The following is a 17,420-nucleotide window of genomic DNA, read 5'->3' as shown; positions in this document are numbered from 1 at the left end:
TGCCGCGCTGGACCGGGCTACATAACTTTTTTAATCCCATCGGAAGTTAATCTTAAGTGGTGGTGATTATTCAAGCGGCCGTTGCACTCACTTACATTTCTCAAAGCATAGCCAATTTAATTTCCCGCTACCCGGATACAGCTCCACTTGCTGTAGTTAGTCTGCTCCTTGTTGTTCTTGCCGCATTAGCATACGGACTTTTTAAAGAAAGCCGTCATGCTTTTGTCCTTTATCTTCTGGTTATCATTCTCTCCCTCCTGTGGTTTTTCAACTCAACCCAGTTCAAGGGGAAGTTTTTGTTTTTTGATCCTTTCTTTTCATCCTTGATACACTTTCTGCTTCTCGTTCTCCTCTCAGGCTTTATCTTTTACTTGGCTCCGAGACAGTCCAGGGAGCTCGGCTTTCTTATATATGGTCTTGTTTTTGCGTCACCTACTTTTAGGGAAGTTGTTAAATCTCTTGATAGAGAATTTTTTGCAGTCTTTTTCTTTGTCATTACCCTGTCTTTTATCATGAACTTTTCTTTCACACCCCGAACATTTAAAGCTGCTCTGGAGACTTCTTTACTCACACTATTTACCGTTCTGAGCATTGGGTCTAATGTTTACTTCTCCGCTATCCTGCCCGCATTCATACTCTCCTTTCCAAAAAGGCACAAAAGGAATTATGCATACATAGGTTTATCATCCATCGGAGTCGTCCTCCTTTTCTACATTATGGGACAGCGCATATTCCTTAGAGCTCCCGATAATTTCCATCTTTATACAATTGGGACATTTGGAAAAGAGGCTTTTGTCCCCTTGATTTTGATAGGTTACCTTTTTGCTACTAATTTCAGAATTGCAATCAGAATGAGAGGGCACACACTGTTTCTGCTGATTTTAAGTATCTTTTACCTCCTGTTGCTGACTTTTGATCAGACCCTCTTTGCCCCGCTTGTTATTATTGTGTCCGCCCTCTCCATCAGGTTGACTCAGAAGCTGTATGTTGTTACCCAAACTTAATAGCCCCGATTACTGCGGGCTTTATGTATGGCCCAATTTCCTTTATTATTCCCGGTGCTTGTGTACCTCTTTTGAGTATCAGGAGGGTTTCCATGAGCCCAAGCTCTTCCAGTTTTTTCACATCTCTTGAGTGGCCGGTTTTTATTAGTGCCTCTTCAATCCTTTCGCTGATTGTTCCTACAATGAAAAGCTTGTCGTATCCATCGCTTATCCAAGATTTCATTTTTTTCAGCTGTCTATCTGTGAAATACGCCTCAACTTCTCTTGTTCCAAATTCTACTCTCTCTACCTGTATTTCAACCGGTAAATAGTCAATCCATCCGAATTCTCTGATCATCTGCCTTACGGGCTTTTCCCCAAATTCCCTTTTTAGATAGTACAAAGGCACCAAGGCGTCTTTTGGTGTTGGAGAGAAAACTCCAATATCAACATAAACGCCATATCCAACTTTTCCCAGATCAATAAACCTTCCCCTGTATCTTTGTCCTTCTTTCACGTTGCTCAGCTTGTAGGGAACTTCTCCAAATTCCTCCCTTATCAGGTTTGCAGATATCTCTTCGTCTTCTCCTTCAATCCTTATCTTGACCCACTGCTTTTGCGTAATTCCTATTTTCCACGTAACTTCTAAATCTCCAATTAGAGACTTTAATTTCCGATCAAGCTTTTCAAAACCGCTTCTATCTCCATAAATCTTCTCTAAAATTACCAATTCCTTCATATATACCATCCCCGAAGTTCATAAGTCTCATCAAAAGAGACTCATTTCTTTATTCCCAGTTCTTTTTCAAGCTGTTCGATTCTCTTTTTGAGCTCTTCCACAATCTTCGTATTATCATACTGCATCAGCATGGCGCCACAAATTGGGCACTGGAATTCATACTCTAAGGCTTCATCGAAAGTCAGTTTTGGATGTCCGGGGGTTCCGCAGTGATAGTAGATTTCACTGGTTTCCTCTTCAAGCATCTGTTTGAGTTTTTTAAGCTCCTGCATCTTCCTTGCTCTAATTATTTCAGGCAGTCGTCTTGTTTCTAAATGCCAGTAATAGTAGTACCATCCGGTTTCTTTATCCCTTGTCCTTCTGAATTCTGCAAGTTGATGATCGTAGAGGGCGTAGAGGATTTTGCGAACTGTGTTCACCCTTATTCCCGTCATTTCGGCAAGCTCTTCATCTGTGGCTTCGCCTTTTTTCTCAAGAGCCTTAATTATTTCAACAGCTTCCTCCCCTCCAATGTCCATTGCAAATTCTATGAGCTCTTTGTTCTTTCGTCTTGGCATGAAAAGACCTCCTCAACAGCGTATTTTAGCAAAATTTGCTTTTTATAACGCTGATTATGGTGCCTCAATACGGTATTATGTCCAACATAATATATATATGTTTTTGTCAAAAATGGCTTAGTAATGTACATTAGTGAGTATCGAAAATTAAGAAAATCAGTCGGTGAAGTACTCATCAACAAGCTCCTTTGCTGAAGGCTTGTAAAGCTCCAGAATTTCAATATCTTCAATGACGTTCCCTTCCCTGAGTTTAAGTCTCACCTTGCCACCATAAACCTGAAGATCTAACAAGCCGTAAACAGCATCTTCTGCTTCCAATGGACTTTTAAACTTCATAATATACTCGCCGCTTTCATCAATGAGCTTAACCCAGTATTCATTTTTTCTCTTGAATGGTCTTGTTATTTTTGGTTTGAACTTTTCAACTATGATTTCCAATGAGGTCACCTCCGAAATGCTGAGAGTTTAAAAGTTTTTGGTCATTCTAAATCTTTTAGCTTCTTGATTTTTAAGTATTTCTTCTTGGTCTCTTTTAAAACTTGTGAGCACTAAATTTATATCTCCTGACCAGTGCTATAAAATTAAGGGAAGTAAAATGCATGCAATTGAAGTCAGTGAGCTCAGAAAAAAGTACCCCAAGAAAATCCCCCTTCCTTTTAGAAAAGTTGAATGGATTGAGGCTGTTAAAGGCATCAGTTTTAAGGTGAAGAAGGGGGAACTTTTTGGACTTTTAGGACCTAATGGAGCAGGAAAAACCACCACGATTAAGATGCTCACAACACTTCTTGAACCAAGCGGAGGAACAGCAAAAATTCTTGGATTTGATATCAGGAAAGACGCGAGAGAAATTAGGAAAAGGATTAATTTAGTTGCTGAAGGGGAGAGAACTCTCTATTGGCGATTATCGGCATATGAGAACTTGAAATATTTTGCAAGGATTTATTACGTCCCTAAGAGCGAAGAGAAAGAGCGAATTGAAAGTCTTTTGAAACTCGTTGGGCTGTGGGAAAGGAAGGATGATCTTGTAATGAATTATTCCAGAGGGATGAAGCAGAGGTTGGCCATTGCAAAAGCCCTGATAAATGATCCGGAGGTTCTCTTCCTTGACGAGCCTACTTTAGGACTCGATGTCCAAAGTGCGGTTTTTGTGCGGGAATTCATAAGAAAGCTCGTTGATAAACAGAAAAAGACCGTCCTTTTAACAACACACTATATGGCTGAGGCTGAAGAGCTCTGCGATAGAATTGCAATAATCGATCAGGGGAGAATAATTGTCCTCGATACTCCGGAAGGCTTGAAAAAGCTCGTAAAGGGAGAGGATGTTGTAGAAATAAAGGTCAGAGAATTTTCAGTTCAGAAGATGGAAGGATTTCCTTGGAAGCTTGTCGTTGTAAAAGAAGATGCCGAAAGGGGGATAACGACACTCAGAGGTCAAATTGATGAAGAGGATCTGCCAAAGGTTGTCGAGCTTTTAGTGAAAAGAGGTGTGAGGATTTTGAGTGTTGAGCAGAAAGAGCCCACATTGGAGGATGTATTCATAAAGCTCACTGGCAGAGCACTGAGGGATTAAAATGCCTTTACTTGCGATAATTGAGAAAGAGCTTAGAATGTTCTTCCGCTACCCATTAAGGGTTTTCAGTGCAGTCTTAGTTGGTATTGTTTTTCTTCTTCAGTTTGTTTTCTTTGGGCAGGCTGTTCTTGGTGGTAGGTATTCTCAGCTTTTAGCATCTTCAACTGGAATTGGAGACTACCCAACTTATGCACTGGTGGGATACGTTCTGTGGTGGCTTTCTGTTTCTCCAATGGAAGCTTACGTTTGGGGAATTAGAAGAGAGCTCCAGAGAGGAACTTTTGAAACCAACATAGCTGCTCCAGTAAGAATCATCGAGCTTTTGCTTGGCTTGGCTTTGAGCTGGCTTCTCATGGATTCGGTTTTGATGATGGTAGTCTTTGCATTTGGAGTTTTGATATTCAATATTTCTTTAACATTTTCAATTTTGCTGAAGTCTTTACCCGTTTTATTACTTTCTTTTTTAGCCTTCTTGGGCTTTGGCTTTGTTTTCGCCGGATTGGTAATGATGCTCAAACACATAGGGCCTCTTGCTCAGATCTTTGAATTTGCAATGCTTTTCTTCTCAGGAGTGTTCTTTCCGCTCAAGGTAATGCCCAAAGCGGTAATAGAGTTTTCAAATATTCTCCCTCTAACCCATTCAGTAAATGCCATTAGGGCAATTTTCATTGGGAAAACCTATGCGGAGATAACACCCTCAGTAGAGTGGCTTCTTCTTTTGGTCATTGTGTACTGGTTAATTGGTTATGCTCTTTTTAAGTGGGCTGAAGGAATAACAAGGGTGATGGGTTATGGCGGTTACTGAAGAGCTTAGAGCGCTCTACGGAGTTGCAGTTAAGAGCTGGCGAATCTTTTTGAGCTATAAGCTGTGGATGATCAGCGATATAATGCTTGGGTTCTTCTTTGTGGGACAGGCGTTGCTAATAGGAATTGGACTAACGGGACAGAGAAACTCACCAGCTTTACAGCGAATGACGGGTTATTCTGACTACTTGACTTTTGCTGTCTTGGGCTTCATGGTTCTTGGCTTTGGCTTAACCTTCATGAGCGGCTTTGTGTGGAGTGTTGTTGATGAGCTCTATGCCGGAACTCTCGAATATTCCTTTGCGGCTCCAATGAGAAGAATAACATTCTTTCTGGGCAATGTTTTGGTTAGAATTTTCTTATCGTTCGTTTATATGGCAGTTTACATTCCGCTCTTTGTGATTGTGTTTGATGTTCATATCAATTCTGCTGGTTTTTTCAAGGGCATACCGGTTCTTCTCCTTGGGACAGTGGGGATGATTGGCTTCGGAATGACGGCTGCTGGAATTGTGCTCTACTTAAGGGATCCTGGACCTTTTATAAACATCTTAGAAATGCTTGTTTTTGCCCTAAGCGGAGCAATGTATCCGATAAAAATTCTTCCCGAGCCCCTCCAGCTCTTGGCTAAGGCAATGCCATATGCTCCAACGAGTGAAGCTGTGAGAAAAGTTGTTGCTTTTGGATATTCAAATTCAATTAATGAGATTGGTTATCTCCTTTTTATTTCAACGATATATGCTCTTTTTGGCTATCTTGTGTATAAATGGAGTGAAAAGCAGGCAAGAATAGTTGGGTTAAAAAGCTATTAAAAAGGCAGGTTGAGATTTAGCTCCTCTGCTCTCTTTTTTATCTCTTCAAGGGGAATTACTGCACTTCTTGCACCAACTTTCTGAACGGTGAGATAAGCCAGGAGCATTCCAAGCTTTGCGGCATCTCTCAAACTCCAGCCTTTGAGAACTCCATAAATGAGCCCAGCATCAAAGGAGTCTCCCGCTCCGGTGGAATCAACGACTTCAGCGCTGAGCCCTTTGACCTCAAATATGTTTCCTTTTTCGTCCCTTACCAATGCCCCCCCTCCGTTCAGTGTTACAATCACATTTTTGGCTTTGACCTCACTGATTTCACCCAGGCTCCCGAATTTCCTCTTAAATTCGTCCTCGTTCATGAGAAGATACGTTATTTTTTCCTCGATTTCTTCTGGGATTTTTGCCTCCCCAATGTCGAGTGAGACTGTAATTCCATGTCTGTGGGCGAAGTTTACTGCATCAACTATGAGCTTTTCTGGATTTGAAGAAAGGTGAATGTGTTTTGTTTTGGATAGGTATTCATAGTCAAGCTCTCTGTATTTGTTGGCTCCTAAGTATTTTACGATCCTCTTATCTTCGCCCTTTATTATCGCCACGGCGACACCTGAAGGAACATCAACAATTTTTATTCCCTTAGTGTCAATACCAATCCTTTTGAAGAAGTTTATGTGTGCTTCTCCAATTTCGTCTTTTCCTACAGCCCCTATGAATCCCACTCTAAGGCCCATATTGGCTAACCACGTTGCTGTGTTTCCTGCCGCTCCCCCAAGTCCAAAGTGGGCGTCTTTAGCTGGAATCTTTTCATGGAATTCTGGAAAGCGGTCAACGAGCATTATTATGTCGTAGTTGAGGTTTCCTATTGCAACTACGTCAAACATTGCCATCCCTCCGGTGGGTTTTATTTCATATGTTGCACACTAAAAAGCTTTAAGGTTTTCTCCATTTTCTGTTAATACCTGAGAACAGTTTAGTCTTTTCTACTGGGCACAAAAGTTCTCTTAAAGATCTTCAACATGCTTTCAATTCTCTTAGAGTCTTATTGGAACTGATCTTTCAAATTGTAAAAATATCTCAAAATACATGACTTTCAATTCTTCTAAAGTCTTATTGGAACTGCTGGAAGGAGGACTAAAGCCTCATCCTCAGAGCTTGCTTTCAATTCTTCTAAAGTCTTATTGGAACAGACAGAGTTTTTGAAGAAAGAAACGAAACAAGAATTCTTTCAATTCTTCTAAAGTCTTATTGGAACTGGTCTGCATCTGTGTTATTTGAATATACAAGTTGCAACTTTCAATTCTTCTAAAGTCTTATTGGAACCATTGAAAATAGAGTTAAAGAAATATTAGACGAGCTGACTTTCAATTCTTCTAAAGTCTTATTGGAACCTTGAAATCTACGCTATAACGGAAGATGGAAAGGAAATCCTTTCAATTCTTCTAAAGTCTTATTGGAACTCACTGAAAAACTGCTCATATCTGCTTAGCTCAAAAACCTTTCAATTCTTCTAAAGTCTTATTGGAACCTTTAACCACGTCTGTAACCATACAGGCATCTGAAATCTTTCAATTCTTCTAAAGTCTTATTGGAACATGTATAATAAGATAAAAAGAAAGAGTAATCAAGTCCGCTTTCAATTCTTCTAAAGTCTTATTGGAACGCTCATTAGACACGGCTTACTTTAACGCAATTTTTGTTCTTTCAATTCTTCTAAAGTCTTATTGGAACCTAAGCATTTTGGGAAAAGTTAGCGTGGGGGTGTGAAAAAAACTTTCAATTCTTCTAAAGTCTTATTGGAACTCCTCCATTTTGATCACCTCTTAACTTCAAATACGACTTTCAATTCTTCTAAAGTCTTATTGGAACTAGAGAATCCCAATGACAAGTCCTGCAAAGCTTGCAACCTTTCAATTCTTCTAAAGTCTTATTGGAACTCAGACAGAAAATAAAGCTTAGAGTCTTTGACAATAAGTCGGGAGACTTTCAATTCTTCTAAAGTCTTATTGGAACTTGCTATGACCCTTAGTTGAGCTTCATGCTCTTGAATACTTTCAATTCTTCTAAAGTCTTATTGGAACACGTCCAATCCTTGAGGATATGAATATTCCTAACACCTCTTTCAATTCTTCTAAAGTCTTATTGGAACGAGAATAACTGAATTTTGCATTCTGAATTGCTCTATTCACTCTTTCAATTCTTCTAAAGTCTTATTGGAACCTGGTGATCCTGGCGTTGCTAAGTCAAGGTTGGCTTCTTTCAATTCTTCTAAAGTCTTATTGGAACGGGTATGAGGGTTGTTGATGAGAGGGAGTTGTTCAAGTCTTTCAATTCTTCTAAAGTCTTATTGGAACTCAGTAAATATAAGTGATTTTGGAGTTATAGTAAACTTTCAATTCTTCTAAAGTCTTATTGGAACCTGGTAAATCTGTATTAACTAATGGATTGTCTATACCTTTCAATTCTTCTAAAGTCTTATTGGAACACTATGCCGTAGTGTCCTTTGATCCATGCTCTTAGCATCTTTCAATTCTTCTAAAGTCTTATTGGAACATTCAAGCGGAGCGTTCCCGGTTAATTTGAGATATTTCTTTCAATTCTTCTAAAGTCTTATTGGAACATTGATCACATTGTCTTGTTCTACGCCATAACAGCAGACTTTCAATTCTTCTAAAGTCTTATTGGAACCGGGTAGCACTATGTCCGCTTGGTTCACATTAATCTTAAACTTTCAATTCTTCTAAAGTCTTATTGGAACAAGCATAACGATTTCGGACAACATTGGGATAGATGCAAACTTTCAATTCTTCTAAAGTCTTATTGGAACTGAGATATGAAGTAAACAAAGCACTCTCACAAAAGCACTTTCAATTCTTCTAAAGTCTTATTGGAACCAAGTTTTTGAGTGTTTCATCAGTGCAAGGCACTTGCCTTTCAATTCTTCTAAAGTCTTATTGGAACCCCCAATATAAGCCTCGGTAATGTACCAACTCAGTTTTGCTTTCAATTCTTCTAAAGTCTTATTGGAACACAATTCTGTAAAACAATAATTTCACCCGAGAATCACTTTCAATTCTTCTAAAGTCTTATTGGAACAGCCATCTTTGCAGGAATCCAAGAACAAGAAATTGATCTTTCAATTCTTCTAAAGTCTTATTGGAACTTATTGCTATAGACATGAAGTGTTCCAGCCATTGCTTGCTTTCAATTCTTCTAAAGTCTTATTGGAACTTACAATATACAAATTATTCAACAAGTGCTTAGTGCCTTTCAATTCTTCTAAAGTCTTATTGGAACTGGAAAAGTGAAGCGTTCAAGGAATGGCATTTCAGAGTTTGCTTTCAATTCTTCTAAAGTCTTATTGGAACACATCTTTCCCATGCAAGCAACCTCAATCACTGCACTTTCAATTCTTCTAAAGTCTTATTGGAACCCCAGGTTGAGAGGCCCAAGCAGGTTGCTACTGGTCTTGTGTATCTTTCAATTCTTCTAAAGTCTTATTGGAACTGCATGACAGCGGCAAAAGGGTAGAGGCTCGTATGTACCTTTCAATTCTTCTAAAGTCTTATTGGAACAGGGCGCAATTTTGCCTTATTTCCCCAATAAGACTATAAAAACGCTTGAATTATAAAAGCTCTTCTCCAAAGGGACAATAACAAAGCCAAGATAAGCCTTAGATTTGAATGTTATTATCGCTTTTTCATGGCAAAATTATTCCACAATTTGCCCTGATTTACCAGAGTACAAGAATGTTCAAAGGACTTCCAACACTCAATTAAACTCCCAATTTTAAAAATTTGACCTTAAACTCTTCTAAACTAAAAATGGTCAACTTTCCATCGGGAAGACATACCAAAGAACCTCTCGAAAACCTCAAATCCAAATGCACACATCCAAAACGTTACAATCTCGATAAAATTTGCAACATGACGTAATTTTCTAACAAACAATAACTAAAAGCACCCAAAGAACTCATAAGCTGCTGTTTTACAATTAACATTTTTTTACAGCTGAAAATTACAGAAAGAGCAAAATAAATAGGAACCGAAAACTCTTCGACAAAATTAAGAAAGAGAACTCATAGGAGAGGGTTCCGGAACTTCTTTCCGGGATAGAATGCAATGCCTTCAAGCTCTTCCTCAATCCTGATGAGCTGGTTGTACTTTGCGTTTCTGTCGCTCCTTGCTGGGGCACCCGTCTTAATCTGCCCAGCGTTTATTGCTACCGCTAAGTCTGCAATTGTTGCATCTTCGGTTTCTCCGGAACGGTGTGAAACAACAACTCCGTAACCAGCTCTGAAAGCTAAGTAAGCTGCATCGATTGCTTCACTTAAGGTTCCAATCTGGTTGACTTTTAAGAGCAGAGCATTAGCTGCTCCCATTTCAATGCCCTTCTTTAGCCTCTTCACGTTTGTAACAAAGATGTCGTCGCCAACGATCTGTATCTTCTTTCCAAGCTCTCTTGTTACCATTGCAAAACCCTCAAAGTCTTCCTCATGCATTGGGTCCTCAATTGAGACTATTGGATAAGTGCTGACTAATTCTTTGTAAAGGTCAATGAGCTCCTCCCTTGTGTATTCTTTGCCTCCAACGATGTATCTATCCTTTTCAGCGTTGTAGAACTCGCTTGATGCAGCATCTAATGCAAATGCGATTTCATCTCCAACTTTGTATCCGGTCTCTTCAATTGCCCTGACGAGAGCTTCCAGTGGCTCTGTAACTTCCTTCATTGGCGGCGCAAATCCGCCTTCGTCACCAACGTTAACTGCCAACTTTCCGTATTTCTCCACGAGAATCTTTTTGAGCGTGTGGTATGTTTCGCTGATCATCTGAATGCCTTCTTTAAAGCTCTTAGCACCGACGGGCATTATCATGAACTCCTGGAAGTCAAGGTCGTTTCCGGCATGAACTCCACCGTTGATGACGTTGCTCATTGGAACTGGGAGCACATAAGCGTTAGTTCCACCGATGTACTGGTAAAGCGGCAAACCTAAGGTGTTTGCTGCTGCCTTGGCAACTGCTAACGAAACTCCCAAAATAGCGTTTGCTCCAAGGTTTGACTTATTCTCGGTTCCATCAAGCTCAATCATAAGCATGTCTATGTCTCTCTGCAGTGTTACATCCATGCCTATGAGCTCTGGGGCAATGATCTTGTTGATGTTCTCAACAGCTCTCCTAACTCCTTTTCCGTGGAATCTCTTTCCACCGTCTCTAAGCTCTAAGGCTTCATGAGTTCCTGTTGATGCCCCACTTGGTACAGCAGCCCTCCCCATGGCAACTGGGGTGTAGACATCTACTTCTACTGTTGGGTTCCCTCTTGAGTCCAAGATCTCCCTTGCTACAATTGCAGTAATTTCAAACGGGTTCTCCATCTCAATCACCTCGAGTGATGTTGATCTTTAAGACTTAAAGCTTTTGCACTTCAAACTGGTTTGAAGCTATGAGCAAAGATAAATACTTTGAGAGCGATGGTTAAAAATAGGTGAGCATTGTGAAAAGATATGCCGTGGCTTTTATTTTAATCTTAGCATTGCTCCCCTTTGCTCAGGCATGCTTTAGCCCAACTGATAACTTGGCTGTAGAGGTTTATTTCAACAAGCCTGGAATTACCTACAATCTTGAGCCGCTTAAGAATGCCAAAAATGTCTTAATTGAAGATGGAAGACTAATTTACCGTTCTCATTACGACGAAAGGGTTGCTGTTATGCTTTGGGAAGACAAAGGACTTCATTTAAGAATTGAAATCCCAGTAAAAAGCTGGAACTCAACTGTTCTCTCTGCGAAGTTCACAACTCCGATAATGTTCCCAGAAAACAGCATCGAGAAAGCTAAGGAGCTTGGATGGGAGGTTGAAGGAAAATATGCCTTTAGGAAAGATAACATTCTGGTTCAAATAACTCCTCAAAAAGGAAGAGAGTGCTCAAAAGATTCTGACTGTTCCACTGGAGGTTGCTCTGGGGAAATATGCACAAATAGAGAAAACGCAACAAAAGTAGTCTCAATTTGTGTTTATAGAGACTGGTATGACTGTTTGAAGCTTACAAGTTGCGGCTGTGTGAGTGGTGTGTGCAGTTGGAAGCCTAATGATGCTTTTGAACAATGCCTTAAGGAGCATGGGATTGATCCGAGTAGAGTTATAAAGATGCCACAAGCGGATGTTTATATTGCAGTTTACGGGCAGAAAGAATTAAGTAAGGAAAAAAGAGCTGAGATAAAGGAACTGTTTTCAGTTTTGGGAATAAGCTGTGTTTTAGAGAACATAAAGTTTGAAAAGAGGGTTACCAGCATGCCGGAGGGGGTTGTTAATCCATACACATTCAACTTTAAAGAAGCGCTGAGAGTTGAAATTGAATGGCTCAAAGAGGGTGGAATTTTAAAGATAAGCGATGAAGACATTGAAGAAATCGTAAAAGTTGCAAAGAGGGGTTATGCCGGCTACAACTCCCATATAGGGTGGTATGAAACCAAAGATGGCAAATATGCATGGATTCCCTATTATGAAAGCAAAGACGCTAAGCTTGTAAAATGCCTTGGGAAGCCAATGACATACCAATTGCCAAAAGGTACAGTTGAACTTGGGAAACCTCAACAAAGTGAAACGACTCAAGTCCCCTCAACTTCAGAAGGTCATGCCGGCAGTGAAATTTGTGGTACCGGCATTGTAATGTTGGGAATTTTACTGCCTCTGCCTCTCAGGAGAAAGGATTAGCTTTTTCCTTCACTTCAAATCATTTTGAAGCTTTAACAACCCTTAAATGTAATCATGAGTAATATTTTTGGTGAGAGCTATGGATAAAAGAAATATTGGGATAGTTCTCTTGGTTGTTGTGATAATCGTCGCTGGGTTTGTTGTCTCAAAGGTTTTTCATAGCGGGGCTTCTTTTAAGGTTGGAAGTGAGTATCAGCCTCCGCTTTACGAGGAAAAAAGTTGGGATATTGAAGCTAAAAGGGTTACATCCACACAAACGATGGCATATGCCCCAACTTATACAAGACCAACCGCTACCCAAACTTCAGTGGGAATTACAAATAATGAAAATACTGGAGGAGGAATTCAAAGACTGAAGAAGGACTATTATGTCGTTATCCAAGATGAGAATCCGGAAAGGGTTGCCAGTGAAGTAAAAGCTGAGATTTACTCGCTGGGGGGATACGTAATTTCCGAACGTCTTACAAGAGGGCAGGACAGAACTGTCTATTATCTTGAATTCAGGATTCCAAATACTGCAGAAAATGAGAATAAAGTGGGAATGATTCTGAGGAAATATGAAATTAAAAGCCTGCGCTTGGACACTCAAGATGTGACAAGCAAATACAACCAGATTCTTGCTGAAATTGAGAGCCTTGAGGCTGAGAAAAAGAAGCTTTTGGAATTTTACAACCTTTCAAAAGATGTCGATGATCTCTTAAGAATTGAATACAGGATTTCCGAAATAAACTCCCGTCTGAATTACCTCTACCTCCAGAAGGATTACTATGAGAAAGTCACGGATTATATAACGTATCACATTACAATAGAGAGCAAAGAAAAGCCTGTGTTCGAAATTGATTTAGACTTTAGAAAGACCATATACCAAGCCGTGACAATACTGATCATGATAATTAGGGGTATTCTTGCCCTGCTGATAATAATATCTCCATTTGCAGTGCTTTATCTGGTTGGAAGAAAGCTGTACAAAAAGTATGGAATCAGAGCTTCAGAAGATGTTGGGGAGAAGTAAAGAGCTCTTCTTTTTGTTTTTAGTATTCTCCAAATTCCTGGTTAACCTACCCATTTTTGAGGAAAAAGTTCTAAATATATGATAAGAATACTTAGTTTTTGGTGATGTGAATGGAAATTGATATTGCCAAGTACATTGATCACACCAATTTGAAGCCTTATGCAACAAAGGAGGATATAATCAGACTGTGCGAGGAAGCCAAAAAGTACGGCTTTTATGCTGTCTGCGTTAACCCCTACCGTGTAAAGCTTGCAAAGGAGACATTAAAAGGCACGGACATAAAAGTGGCATCTGTTATTGGATTCCCATTGGGGGCAACACCAACGGAGGTCAAAGTATTTGAGGCAAAGAAAGCCCTTGAAGATGGAGCAGATGAGCTTGATATGGTCATAAACATCGGGGCACTGAAGGACGGGGATTACGATTATGTTAGGAAAGACATAGAAGAAGTTGTCAAAGTTGCTCACGAAAAAGGGGCTATAGTCAAGGTGATCATTGAGACCTGTTATCTAACCGATGAAGAGAAGGAAATAGCATGTAAGCTGGCAATGGAAGCTGGAGCAGATTTTGTAAAGACCTCAACGGGTTTTGGTACTGGGGGAGCTACAGTAGAGGATGTTAAGCTTATGAGAAGAGTTGTAGGCGATAAACTTGGAGTTAAGGCAGCAGGTGGCATCAGAACATACGAGCAGGCTTTAGAAATGATAAAGGCGGGTGCAAACAGAATCGGCACATCGAGCGGAGTGAAGATAGTGGAGGGTGCTAAGAGGTGAAGGAAGAAATCTACGAGCTTGTGAAAACAACTATCAATGAGCTCAGGGAAGAAGGCTTAAATCCGGATATAATGCTCGCAGGTCCAGAGTTCCTAAAGCATGCATCCGAAGTGCTTAAAGATTGTCATCTTGCCGTTTATGAGATAAAAGAGCTCAACTCTGATGCTGTGATAGCTGATTCCCAATATCTGGGACAGCTGAAAAGGGCATCAAGGAGGATATCAATCGGGCTTCTTTTTAAAGAAAAGGATATGTGGGAGGAGATACAGAAGGTTTAAGTTTGGATGAGGTTCATTATGTCTGGATATCCTCTCTTTATTATATATCCAATTCCTCCACCCACAATTATGCCACTGACTGCTTGAAGTGTATTTCCTGGAACTTCAACGAGTGCACTTGGATAACCGTAGAAGAACACTTCAACAAGGAAGTATCCGGAGACCATTATGAATCCGCCGATTATAGTCCCTATGAGTATCCCAGTGAAATCTTCTCTTCTGTATGATATGTATCCTACAACCAGCCCTTCGAGTCCTTTTATAATCAGTGTGAAAGGTGCCCAGTGGGCATAACCTGTAATCGCATCTGCCAGAGCTGAACCAAAGCCGCCTGCAAATGCTCCTATAAGGGGACCAAACAGCACACCGCTCAGCATGACCATTGTGTCTCCAAGGTTTATGTATCCTCTTGTTGGAGGTGTTGGAACTTGAATTACAATTGTCGCAACTGTGACTAAAGCTGTCATAACAGCTGAAATTGCAACAACTTGGGCTTTTTTGAACTCTTCTTTTTTAATTACAAAGATGTACGCAAAATATGCCAAAACGGCGAGTGCAAGAATTGGCTTAGCGTATGTTCCAATAGCCTCAAACTCCATATTTCACACCTCCGCTTTATTAGTGATTTCAAGTTAAAACTTGAAATTGATATTTATAAAGATTTTGCATCCAAGCGGTTTAGAAATTAAAAAATAAGAAATGGGGGTCACTTAAGGGCTGCTTTGAGGGCTTCTTCAAAAATCTCCATGGCGATATCAATCTCTTCTTTGGTAACGATCAATGGTGGAATGAATCTCAGTGAGTTGTCACCACAGCCGAGGAGGATTAAACCTCTCTTAGCGGCTTCTTTGACAACCTTGTTCCTGACCTCTGGGTTCTTCTCCTTTGTATCCTTGTTCTTAACAAACTCCACCGCTTGAGCTAATCCGAGACCTCTTGCATCGCCGATAACTTCGTATTTCTCCTCAAACTCCTTGAGCCTCTTGTGGAGGTAATCGCCAACTTCCTGAACGTGAGGCAACAGCTCTTTGACAATTTCGACGACTTCAAGAGCAGCAGCAATAGCCACTGGGTTCCCACCGAATGTTGATGCATGCCTTCCCGGCTTGTCAAAAGCTATGTCAGCTCTGTGCACGACACCAGCTAATGGAATTCCTCCACCAATAGCTTTACCGAACTGAATTGTGTCCGGTGCAATTCCAAAGTGCTCAATTGCCCAGAACTTCCCAGTCCTTCCAACGCCCATCTGAACTTCGTCGTCTGCCAAAAGAATGCCGTACTTGTCTGCAAGCTTCTTAAGCTCCTTGAAGAACTCCCTTGGTGGAACTACGTAGCCTCCTTCACCCTGTATCGGCTCAAAGACAATTGCTCCAACTTCCTCTGGTGGAACGTGCCTGAAGACATACTCCTCAATGAACTCTATGACCCTGTTTACAAGTTCCTTAGGATCGGCATAACCGTCAATGTGCCACGGGTTTCTGTATGGGTTTGGGTATGGAACGTGCTCAACGCCGGGCATTGTTGGGAAGAATCTCTCCTGCTGAACCCACTTGCTTGCCGTTAAGCTGAGAACAGCCTGTGTTCTTCCGTGGAATGCATGGTAGAATGCTATGAATCTCTTCCTTCCTGTTCCGTACTTGACAAGCTTCATCATAACTTCGTTAGCTTCAGCACCGCTGTTCTGATAGACTACCTTCTTTGGAAAGTCTCCTGGAGAAAGCTCAGCAAGCTTTTGAGCCAGGATTACAGCGTTTTCATAGAAGAAATCGTTTAAGGCAAAGTGCGTGAACTTCTCGGCTTGTCTTTTTATAGCCTCAATGACCCGTGGGTGTACATGTCCAACATTAAGAACACCAACACCGCTTCCAAAGTCATAGAAAGCATTGCCATCAACGTCGTAGACCATAATTCCTTCTCCTCTCTCGATAACAATTGGCAAGGCATCCGGATCTTGGGTCGTAACTGCTAAAAGCTCAAAGTTCCTCTCAATAACCTCTTTTGCCTTCGGCCCGGGAAGTTCTTTAACAACAGGTCTCTTCACCATTTTAGCTCACCAAAGAAGAGTTGCAGTTATGCTATATAATTCTATGCTCATTAGTGGACAGCTTTGTTCGAAAAAGTTTCGAGAAAAAGCAGAAAAAGTTGAAATTAGGCACCATTCTTTTCCATCCAGCTCTCAATGAATTCCTTTGCAGAGTTCGCTGCAATTGCACCTTGACCTACTGCTACGGCAATCTGCTTGAAAACATTTGTTATATCTCCCGCGGCGAATATACCGGGAGCTTTTGTCCTCATGTACATGTCAACGGGTATGTAACCCCATTCATCTGTAATGCCAAGATGTTTAACGAAGTCCGTCTTTGGCTCGTAGCCGATGAATATGAACACACCATCAACTTTCTTCTCGAAAACCTCTCCAGTCTTTACGTTCTTAAGCACAACAGATTCAACTTTCTCCTTTCCCTTTATTTCAATTACGACAGTGTTTAAAATTGCTGGAATGCCAGCTTCTTTGAATCTATCTTGGAGAATCTTGTCAGCTCTGAACTTGTCCCTCCTGTGAACAAGTGTAACTTTAACGCCAATGCTGTGGAGATATAATGCTTCCTGCAGTGCAGTGTTCCCACCGCCAACAACTATCACTTCTTTCCCGACAAAAAGGGGACCATCACATGTTGCACAGTAGCTCACTCCCCTGCCAGTAAGCTCCTTTTCTCCTGGGATGTTGAGCTTCCTTGGTTCTGCTCCAACGGCTATAATAACGGTTTTTGCCTTGTAAACTCTACCATTCTTTGTATAAATCATCCAGTAGCATTTTCCTTCATAGTACGGGCATTCTCCTTTTTCAATCTTCTCCACTTCATCGAATATCACATCAACGTTGTACTTCCTTACCTGGTCGTACATCCTTCTGTTGAGCTCTGAACCACTGATTCCCTCCGGGAATCCTGGATAGTTTTCAATGAGGTCTGTTAATGCCATGTTCCCTCCGAGGTCTTTGCTTATGATTATGGTCTCAAGTCCAAATCTCGCTGTGTAGATTGCTGCTGTATATCCAGCTGGTCCAGCACCAATGATTACAACATCCCAAGTTGTTTTTTCTTCCTTTCCTTTTGAAAAGCCTGTTAAACTGAACATCTTGACTCACCCCCAACCCTACATCCGATTGAACAATTTAAAAGCATTATTGGGCAAA

Annotated in this window: 16 protein-coding genes and 1 CRISPR repeat array; of the genes, 8 read left to right on the top strand and 8 right to left on the bottom strand. The window is 40.7% G+C overall.

Annotation, left to right across the window (positions count from 1 at the left end; genetic code table 11):
- The first annotated feature begins 62 nt into the window (after positions 1 to 62).
- Positions 63 to 1,004 (top strand): hypothetical protein, encoded by a 942-nt coding sequence (locus tag VFC49_RS05925; protein ID WP_324734766.1) that lies wholly within the window; start codon positions 63 to 65, stop codon positions 1,002 to 1,004.
- Here VFC49_RS05925 and VFC49_RS05920 read toward each other — a convergent pair.
- From VFC49_RS05920 to VFC49_RS05910, 3 genes are all read right to left on the bottom strand, one after another.
- Positions 991 to 1,722, bottom strand: a complete 732-nt coding sequence (locus VFC49_RS05920; RefSeq protein ID WP_324734765.1) for a DUF2110 family protein — start codon at positions 1,720 to 1,722, stop codon at positions 991 to 993. The two genes, VFC49_RS05925 and VFC49_RS05920, sit on opposite strands and share 14 nt — an antisense overlap.
- Positions 1,723 to 1,763: 41 nt before the next feature.
- A complete protein-coding gene (tfe, locus tag VFC49_RS05915) occupies positions 1,764 to 2,279 on the bottom strand; it encodes a transcription factor E (protein ID WP_013467823.1) in 516 nt (171 codons plus the stop codon).
- Positions 2,280 to 2,435: 156 nt separating this feature from the next.
- Positions 2,436 to 2,717 carry a hypothetical protein gene (locus VFC49_RS05910; RefSeq protein WP_013467822.1) on the bottom strand — a complete coding sequence of 94 codons (282 nt, stop codon included), beginning with the start codon at positions 2,715 to 2,717 and terminating at the stop codon, positions 2,436 to 2,438.
- 157 nt (positions 2,718 to 2,874) lie between these two features.
- Here VFC49_RS05910 and VFC49_RS05905 point away from each other — a divergent pair, with 157 nt between their 5' ends.
- Genes VFC49_RS05905 through VFC49_RS05895 form a run of 3 tightly spaced genes read left to right on the top strand, consistent with a single transcriptional unit; the run spans position 2,875 to position 5,462 of the window.
- Positions 2,875 to 3,849 carry an ABC transporter ATP-binding protein gene (locus VFC49_RS05905; RefSeq protein WP_324734764.1) on the top strand — a complete coding sequence of 325 codons (975 nt, stop codon included), beginning with the start codon at positions 2,875 to 2,877 and terminating at the stop codon, positions 3,847 to 3,849.
- A 1-nt stretch (position 3,850) separates the two neighbouring features.
- The gene (locus tag VFC49_RS05900; protein ID WP_324734763.1) at positions 3,851 to 4,654 is read left to right on the top strand and encodes an ABC transporter permease; all 804 of its coding nucleotides are present in this window, start codon (positions 3,851 to 3,853) and stop codon (positions 4,652 to 4,654) included.
- Positions 4,641 to 5,462, top strand: coding sequence for an ABC transporter permease (locus VFC49_RS05895; protein WP_324734762.1), 822 nt, complete (start codon positions 4,641 to 4,643; stop codon positions 5,460 to 5,462). Before VFC49_RS05900 ends, VFC49_RS05895 begins: the two co-directional genes overlap by 14 nt.
- On the opposite strand, the gene VFC49_RS05890 is transcribed toward VFC49_RS05895, so the two are convergent.
- The gene (locus VFC49_RS05890) at positions 5,459 to 6,337 is read right to left on the bottom strand and encodes an ADP-dependent ribose-1-phosphate kinase (protein WP_324736657.1); all 879 of its coding nucleotides are present in this window, start codon (positions 6,335 to 6,337) and stop codon (positions 5,459 to 5,461) included. The two genes, VFC49_RS05895 and VFC49_RS05890, sit on opposite strands and share 4 nt — an antisense overlap.
- A gap of 138 nt (positions 6,338 to 6,475) precedes the next feature.
- Positions 6,476 to 9,028: a CRISPR direct-repeat array (repeat unit 30 nt; unit sequence CTTTCAATTCTTCTAAAGTCTTATTGGAAC).
- A 503-nt stretch (positions 9,029 to 9,531) separates the two neighbouring features.
- Positions 9,532 to 10,824, bottom strand: coding sequence for a phosphopyruvate hydratase (gene eno / locus VFC49_RS05885; protein WP_324734761.1), 1,293 nt, complete (start codon positions 10,822 to 10,824; stop codon positions 9,532 to 9,534).
- Positions 10,825 to 10,934: 110 nt separating this feature from the next.
- On the opposite strand from eno, the gene VFC49_RS05880 reads away from it, so the two are divergent.
- From VFC49_RS05880 to VFC49_RS05865, 4 genes are all read left to right on the top strand, one after another.
- A complete protein-coding gene (locus tag VFC49_RS05880; protein WP_324734760.1) occupies positions 10,935 to 12,161 on the top strand; it encodes a CGP-CTERM-anchored Cys-rich protein in 1,227 nt (408 codons plus the stop codon).
- A 79-nt stretch (positions 12,162 to 12,240) separates the two neighbouring features.
- Positions 12,241 to 13,173 carry a DUF4349 domain-containing protein gene (locus VFC49_RS05875; RefSeq protein ID WP_324736656.1) on the top strand — a complete coding sequence of 311 codons (933 nt, stop codon included), beginning with the start codon at positions 12,241 to 12,243 and terminating at the stop codon, positions 13,171 to 13,173.
- A gap of 110 nt (positions 13,174 to 13,283) precedes the next feature.
- Positions 13,284 to 13,946, top strand: coding sequence for a deoxyribose-phosphate aldolase (gene deoC, locus VFC49_RS05870; RefSeq protein ID WP_013467814.1), 663 nt, complete (start codon positions 13,284 to 13,286; stop codon positions 13,944 to 13,946).
- Positions 13,943 to 14,224: a family 4B encapsulin nanocompartment shell protein gene (locus tag VFC49_RS05865; protein WP_324734759.1), complete on the top strand. Its 282-nt coding sequence runs from the start codon at positions 13,943 to 13,945 to the stop codon at positions 14,222 to 14,224. The genes deoC and VFC49_RS05865 overlap by 4 nt, the downstream gene beginning before the upstream one ends.
- On the opposite strand, the gene VFC49_RS05860 is transcribed toward VFC49_RS05865, so the two are convergent.
- The 3 genes from VFC49_RS05860 to trxB all read right to left on the bottom strand — a co-directional run bounded on the left by VFC49_RS05860 (position 14,221) and on the right by trxB (position 17,362).
- Positions 14,221 to 14,823 (bottom strand): ECF transporter S component, encoded by a 603-nt coding sequence (locus tag VFC49_RS05860; RefSeq protein WP_324734758.1) that lies wholly within the window; start codon positions 14,821 to 14,823, stop codon positions 14,221 to 14,223. The genes VFC49_RS05865 and VFC49_RS05860 overlap by 4 nt on opposite strands.
- Positions 14,824 to 14,930: 107 nt before the next feature.
- Positions 14,931 to 16,268 (bottom strand): ornithine aminotransferase, encoded by a 1,338-nt coding sequence (locus VFC49_RS05855; RefSeq protein WP_324734757.1) that lies wholly within the window; start codon positions 16,266 to 16,268, stop codon positions 14,931 to 14,933.
- Positions 16,269 to 16,372: 104 nt separating this feature from the next.
- A complete protein-coding gene (trxB, locus tag VFC49_RS05850; RefSeq protein WP_324734756.1) occupies positions 16,373 to 17,362 on the bottom strand; it encodes a thioredoxin-disulfide reductase in 990 nt (329 codons plus the stop codon).
- Positions 17,363 to 17,420 lie beyond the last annotated feature (58 nt).

It is taken from the genome of Thermococcus sp. SY098, from assembly GCF_035621495.1.
Lineage (GTDB): Archaea > Methanobacteriota_B > Thermococci > Thermococcales > Thermococcaceae > Thermococcus_B.
The sequence above is the reverse complement of the archived record's forward strand: the minus strand, read 5'-3'. Positions and strand labels throughout refer to the sequence as shown.

Coding starts and splice junctions, on each gene's coding strand:
- VFC49_RS05920 (WP_324734765.1), bottom strand. CDS start 1,722: ATGAAGGAATTGGTAATTTTAGAGAAGATTTATGGAGATAGAAGCGGT.
- tfe (WP_013467823.1), bottom strand. CDS start 2,279: ATGCCAAGACGAAAGAACAAAGAGCTCATAGAATTTGCAATGGACATT.
- VFC49_RS05905 (WP_324734764.1), top strand. CDS start 2,875: ATGCATGCAATTGAAGTCAGTGAGCTCAGAAAAAAGTACCCCAAGAAA.
- VFC49_RS05900 (WP_324734763.1), top strand. CDS start 3,851: ATGCCTTTACTTGCGATAATTGAGAAAGAGCTTAGAATGTTCTTCCGC.
- VFC49_RS05895 (WP_324734762.1), top strand. CDS start 4,641: ATGGCGGTTACTGAAGAGCTTAGAGCGCTCTACGGAGTTGCAGTTAAG.
- VFC49_RS05890 (WP_324736657.1), bottom strand. CDS start 6,337: ATGTTTGACGTAGTTGCAATAGGAAACCTCAACTACGACATAATAATG.
- eno (WP_324734761.1), bottom strand. CDS start 10,824: ATGGAGAACCCGTTTGAAATTACTGCAATTGTAGCAAGGGAGATCTTG.
- VFC49_RS05875 (WP_324736656.1), top strand. CDS start 12,241: ATGGATAAAAGAAATATTGGGATAGTTCTCTTGGTTGTTGTGATAATC.
- deoC (WP_013467814.1), top strand. CDS start 13,284: ATGGAAATTGATATTGCCAAGTACATTGATCACACCAATTTGAAGCCT.
- VFC49_RS05860 (WP_324734758.1), bottom strand. CDS start 14,823: ATGGAGTTTGAGGCTATTGGAACATACGCTAAGCCAATTCTTGCACTC.
- VFC49_RS05855 (WP_324734757.1), bottom strand. CDS start 16,268: ATGGTGAAGAGACCTGTTGTTAAAGAACTTCCCGGGCCGAAGGCAAAA.
- trxB (WP_324734756.1), bottom strand. CDS start 17,362: ATGTTCAGTTTAACAGGCTTTTCAAAAGGAAAGGAAGAAAAAACAACT.